A 5,400-nucleotide genomic window follows, 5' to 3' on the forward strand; every position below is an offset into this window, starting at 1 on the left:
TCAACCCGGCGCCCGCGCCGAGCGGCAGCGGGCCCGCCGCCAACCCGAGCGCGCCCGCGACCGGCGCCAGCGCGCCCGCGGTGACCCCGAGCGGCGGCCAAGGTGGTGGCCAGGGCGGTGGCGAGGTGCTGAAGGCCCCGGCGCCCAGCACCCCGCCGTCCGGCGAACCGGCGCCTGCGCCGTCGTCGTCCGCGCCGGCCGCCGCGCCGGTGCCCGCCGATCGGGCGGAGCTGCTGGCCGCGGTGCAGAAGAAGGTCGGCGCGGCCGCCTGGGCGGCGGCGAGCAAGCTGACCGATCCGGTCGACCTGACGCAGAACCCGAACGCGGGCAAGGCGTACGCCAAGTTCGCCACCCTGTCCGGCCCCGAGGTCAACGCGTTGCCCGCGGTGATGCAGTACGCGGTGCCGACGATCAGCTGCGCGCAGCTGGACGGGCGGCCCAACGGCGCCATCGACGACCCCAAGTCCCAGGTGACCACCTGCCAGGCGGGCGGCAAGATGCTGCTCGACGTGGCCAAGGTGGTCGGCACCGACATCAGCGACGCCAGCCCGCAGCTCGACCAGCAGCAGGGCCAGTGGGTCGTCTCGCTGGACTTCAGCTCCGAGGGCCAGCCGAAGTGGACCGAGCTCACCCGTGAGGCGTTCACGCCGGCCGCCGGCGACACCTGCCTGACCGCCGCGCAGGCGGTCTCCAGCGGCGCCACCCACTGCCTGGTGGCCGTGGTGCTGGACAAGGAGATCATCTCGGCGCCCGAGATCCAGGGCGTGCTGAGCGGCCAGTCGCAGATCACCGGGCAGTTCGACGCCGCCTCGGCGCGCGAGCTGGCGAACCAGATCAAGTACGGCGCGCTGCCGGTCACCTTCGAGCCGGCCACCACCCAGACGGTCTCCGCGACGCTGGGCATCGCGCAGCTCGAGGCGGGCCTGCTGGCGGCCGGCATCGGCATGGCGCTGGTCGCGATCTACGCGTTCTTCTACTACCGCCTGCTCGGCTCGGTGATCTTCCTCAGCCTGATCCTCTCGGGTCTGCTGACCTTCGCCGCGCTGGTGGTGCTGGGTCGCACGACGGGCTTCACGCTGACCCTGGCGGGCATCGCCGGTTTCATCGTGTCATTGGGTGTCGCAGCAGACTCGTTCGTCATCTACTTCGAACGTCTGAAAGACGAGATCCACGAGGGCAGGTCTCCGCGAAGTGCGGTGCCCCGGGCCTGGGTCCGGGCGCGGCGTACGATCATCTCGGCGAACACCATCACCATCATGGCCGCGGTGGTGCTCTACGTCGTGTCGGTCGGTGTGGTGCAGGGGTTCGCGTTCGCACTGGGTCTGTCCACGATCCTCGACCTCGTCGTGGTGTTCTTGTTCCGCCACCCGATCATGACGGTGCTCGCGAACACCAAGGCGTTCATGTCGCCACGGGTCAGCGGCCTCGGCCGCGTCCTCAAGAGCGCTTCGACCGACGAGCCGGTCAAGGGCCGGCGCGTGAAGGAGGCCTGACATGGCTAAGTCCGGTCTTGCCGATCGCCTGTACCGGGGCGAGGCGAACCTCAACATCGTCGGCCGGCGACGCACGTGGTTCCTGGTGGCCGGGTTGCTCGTGCTGGTGGCGATCGGCAGCTTCGTGTTCCGGAGCTTCCACCTCGGCATCGAGTTCTCCGGCGGCACCCAGATCATCATGCCGGCCAGCGTGGGTTCGCAGACCGACGCGCAGGACGCTCTGCGGCGTGCGATCGAGACGGCCAACGTGCCGGCGGACACTCAGGTCACCGCGGCGCAGAAGCTCGGCAACGGCCCCACCGCCACGTATTCGGTGCGGACCTCGCAGCTGACCCAGGAGGAGTCCACCGCGGTGAAGACCGCGCTGGCCACCGACCTGGGGGTGACGTCGGACAAGATCAGTGACAACCGGGTGTCGGCGGCCTGGGGTGGTCAGGTCACCAGGCAGGCACTGATCGGCCTGGCGATCTTCCTGGTGCTGGTGATGGCCTATCTGGTCGTCCGGTTCGAGTGGCGGATGGCGGTGGCGGCGGTCTCCTCGCTGCTGCTCGACCTGGTGCTGACGGCGGGCGTCTATTCGCTGGTCGGCTTCGAGGTGACGCCGTCCACGGTGATCGGCTTCCTGACGATTCTGGGCTTCTCGCTCTACGACGTGGTCGTGGTGTTCGACAAGGTGCAGGAGAACACTCGCGGGATCACGGCGGGCAGTGTGCGCACGTATTCCGAGGCGACCAACCTGGCGGTGAACCAGACGCTGATGCGGTCGATCAACACCGGCCTGGTCGCGCTGCTGCCGGTGGGTGGCCTGCTCTTCATCGGCGCCGGCCTGCTCGGCGCGGGCACGCTGAAGGACCTGGTCCTGGTGCTCTTCGTCGGCATGGGCCTCGGCGTGCTGTCGTCCATCATGTTCGCGGCGCCGCTGCTGGCGACGCTGAAGGACCAGGAGCCGCGGATCAAGGCGCACAACGCGCGGGTGCTGGCCCGGCGGTCGTCGGCCCGCTCGGGCGACGTGGCGCCGCGGGGCGAGCGGAAGAAGGTGGTGGCGGCGAAGACCGCCGACACCTCGGTTCCTTTGGTTCCGGATGATGCACCCGTCTCGTCCAACGCTGCGCTTGCCGGGTCGTCGTCGCCGCGGCCCGGGGCGCGGCCTTCCGGCAACCGCAACACCAACCGTGGCGGCCGCTCCGGCGGCGGGAACCGCCCGGGTGGCGGCAAGAAGCGCCGCTGAGCAAGCGATAGGGGAAGCCCGTCACCGGTCGCGGTGGCGGGCTTCCGCGTCGCTAGGCTGTGCCGCGTGACTGACACCGAGTTGTCCGAGCTGGTCGCCGGGAAGGTCCTCGACGTGCCCGACTTTCCCAAGCCGGGCATCGTCTTCAAGGATCTGATGCCGCTGTTCGCCGACGCCGAGGCGTTCCGGCGGGTGATCGACGGGATCATCGCGTACCACGGGCGCGATGCGTTCGACGTGGTGGCCGGCATCGAGGCGCGCGGCTTCGTGGTGGCGGCGGCGATCGCATACGCGGCCGGCACCGGGGTGGTGCCGATCCGCAAGGCCGGCAAGCTGCCCCGCGACGTGCACTCGGCGTCGTACGCGCTGGAGTACGGCGAGGCCACGCTCGAGGTGCACACCGACGCGTTCGTGGCCGGTCAGCGGGTCCTGCTGGTCGACGACGTGCTGGCCACCGGCGGCACCGCGGGCGCGGCCCTGGATCTGGTCGAGCGGGGCGGCGGGACGGTCAGCGGCTTCACCGTGCTGATGGAGCTCGGCTTCCTCGGCGGGCGTGATCGGCTGGCCCCGCGCGAGGTGCATGCGCTGTTGACCGTTTGATCCCATTCTTTGGCGGATCAGGCCGGAGGCTGCGGGAAGTCCGGACGGGTACGATGGCAACAGCGTTCAGGCCGGTCATGGGCCGGTGGTGAGGCTGAGGATGGCGGTCCGGAGCAGGTGAGCAGCAAGGTGAGGAGGCCGGTGTCCAGCGACGTCGCTCCCTCGACGGAGGACACGGTGCAGCCGGGTGAAGTGAACACGGCGGCGGAGAGCACGCAGCCCGCCGCGGAGAAGCACGCAGACGACCAGGCTCAGAAGCAGGCCCAGAACCAGGCCCAGAACCAGGCTCAGGCGCACGTCCCGGAGAAGGAGACGCAGCCCGACGAGGCGGCGCCCAGCGTGCTGGCCAGCGCTCCCACGGGCCGCCGGGTCCGCGCGCGGCTGGCCCGGTTCAACGCGCCCTGGCAGAGCACCCAGGTCAGCGAGGTGCTCGAGCCGCTGATCGCCACTCACCGCGCGAGTCACCCCAAGGCGGACGGCCGGGCGCTGCAGCGTGCCTTCGACGTGGCCGCGCGGTGGCACTCGGGGCAGTACCGCAAGTCCGGCGATCCGTACATCACGCATCCGCTCGCGGTCGCGACCATCCTGGCCAACCTCGGGATGGACACCACCACGCTGGTGGCGGCGCTGCTGCACGACACGATCGAGGACACCGACTACTCGCTCGACACGATGCGCGCCGACTTCGGCCCCGAGGTGGCGCTGCTGGTCGACGGCGTGACGAAACTCGACCGGGTCAAGCTGGGCGACGCGGCGAAGGCCGAGACCATCCGCAAGATGGTGGTGGCGATGGCCAAGGACCCGCGGGTCCTGGTGATCAAGCTGGCCGACCGGCTGCACAACATGCGTACGCTCACCTTCCTGCCCCGCGCCAAGCAGGAGCAGAAGGCGAAGGAGACGCTGGAGATCCTCGCCCCGCTGGCGCACCGGCTGGGTATGAACACGATCAAGTGGGAGCTCGAGGACCTCGCGTTCGGCACGCTGTTCCCCAAGCGGTTCGAGGAGATCAACCGGCTGATCGGCGAGCACCAGCCGCAGCGCGAGGCGTTGCTGCGGCAGGTGACCAACCGGGTGCAGGTCGACCTGAAATCCGCGAAGATCAAGGCCGAGACGACCGGCCGGCCGAAGCACCTCTACTCGATCTATCAGAAGATGATCGTGCGAGGCCGCGACTTCAACGACATCTACGACCTGGTCGGCGTGCGGATCCTGGTCGACACGGTGCGCGACTGCTACGCCGCGCTGGGCGTGATCCACGCGAACTGGCAGCCGGTGCCGGGCCGGTTCAAGGACTACATCGCGATGCCGAAGTTCAACATGTACCAGTCGTTGCACACGACGGTCATCGGCCCGACCGGCAAGCCGGTCGAGATGCAGATCCGCACCTTCGCCATGCATCGCACCGCCGAGTTCGGCATCGCGGCGCACTGGAAGTACAAGGAGCAGAAGGGCGCGACGATCGTCGGCCCGCCGGCGCACATCGACGAGATGACGTGGCTGCGGCAGCTGCTCGACTGGCAGCGCGAGGCCAGTGACCCGTCGGAGTTCCTGGACGCGTTGCGGTTCGACCTGTCGAGCCAGGAGGTGTACGTCTTCACGCCGAAGGGCGACGTGATCCCGCTGCCGACCGGGTCGACGCCGGTGGACTTCGCGTACGCGGTGCACACCGAGGTCGGGCACAAGTGCATCGGCGCGCGGGTCAACGGCAAGCTGGTGCCGCTGGAGTCCACACTGTCCAACGGCGACGTGATCGAGATCTTCACGTCGAAATCGGCGACGGCCGGCCCGACGCAGGACTGGCTCGGCTTCGTGAAGAGCCCGCGGGCGCGCACGAAGATCCGTCAGTACTTCAACAAGGAGCGCCGCGAGGAAGCGATCGAGATCGGCAAGGACGCCATCGTCAAGGCCATGCGCAAGCAGGGCCTGCCGCTGCAGCGGATGATGACCGCCGAGAACCTCGCGACGATCGCGCGCGACCTGCACCTGGCCGACCTCGCGTCGCTCTACGCGGCGGTCGGCGACAGCACATGCAAAAGATCAAAAGGACGATTCTTCAAGCTCAAAAACGCAAAAGAAATC

The 5,400-nt window shown here is 69.1% G+C and carries 4 protein-coding genes; all 4 read left to right on the forward strand.

Translation table 11 applies throughout. The features are described from left to right. The coding region (gene secD, locus AB0M20_RS25380; protein WP_364302199.1) for a protein translocase subunit SecD at positions 1–1,493 on the forward strand (1,493 nt) is incomplete at its 5' end. A 1-nt stretch (position 1,494) separates the two neighbouring features. After that, entirely contained in the window at positions 1,495–2,721 is a 1,227-nt protein-coding gene (secF, locus tag AB0M20_RS25385) for a protein translocase subunit SecF (RefSeq protein WP_364302201.1), read from the forward strand. A 66-nt stretch (positions 2,722–2,787) separates the two neighbouring features. Beyond that, complete coding sequence (locus AB0M20_RS25390; protein ID WP_364302203.1) at positions 2,788–3,321, forward strand: adenine phosphoribosyltransferase; 534 nt, start codon at positions 2,788–2,790, stop codon at positions 3,319–3,321. 141 nt (positions 3,322–3,462) lie between these two features. Further along, a partial coding sequence (locus AB0M20_RS25395) for a bifunctional (p)ppGpp synthetase/guanosine-3',5'-bis(diphosphate) 3'-pyrophosphohydrolase (RefSeq protein WP_364302206.1) occupies positions 3,463–5,400 on the forward strand: 1,938 nt, incomplete at its 3' end.

This window comes from Actinoplanes sp. NPDC051633 (genome assembly GCF_040681735.1).
Taxonomy (GTDB): domain Bacteria; phylum Actinomycetota; class Actinomycetes; order Mycobacteriales; family Micromonosporaceae; genus Actinoplanes.

Excerpts from the sequence above, each read along its gene's own strand:
- secF (WP_364302201.1), top strand. The coding sequence starts at position 1,495 with ATGGCTAAGTCCGGTCTTGCCGATCGCCTGTACCGGGGCGAGGCGAAC.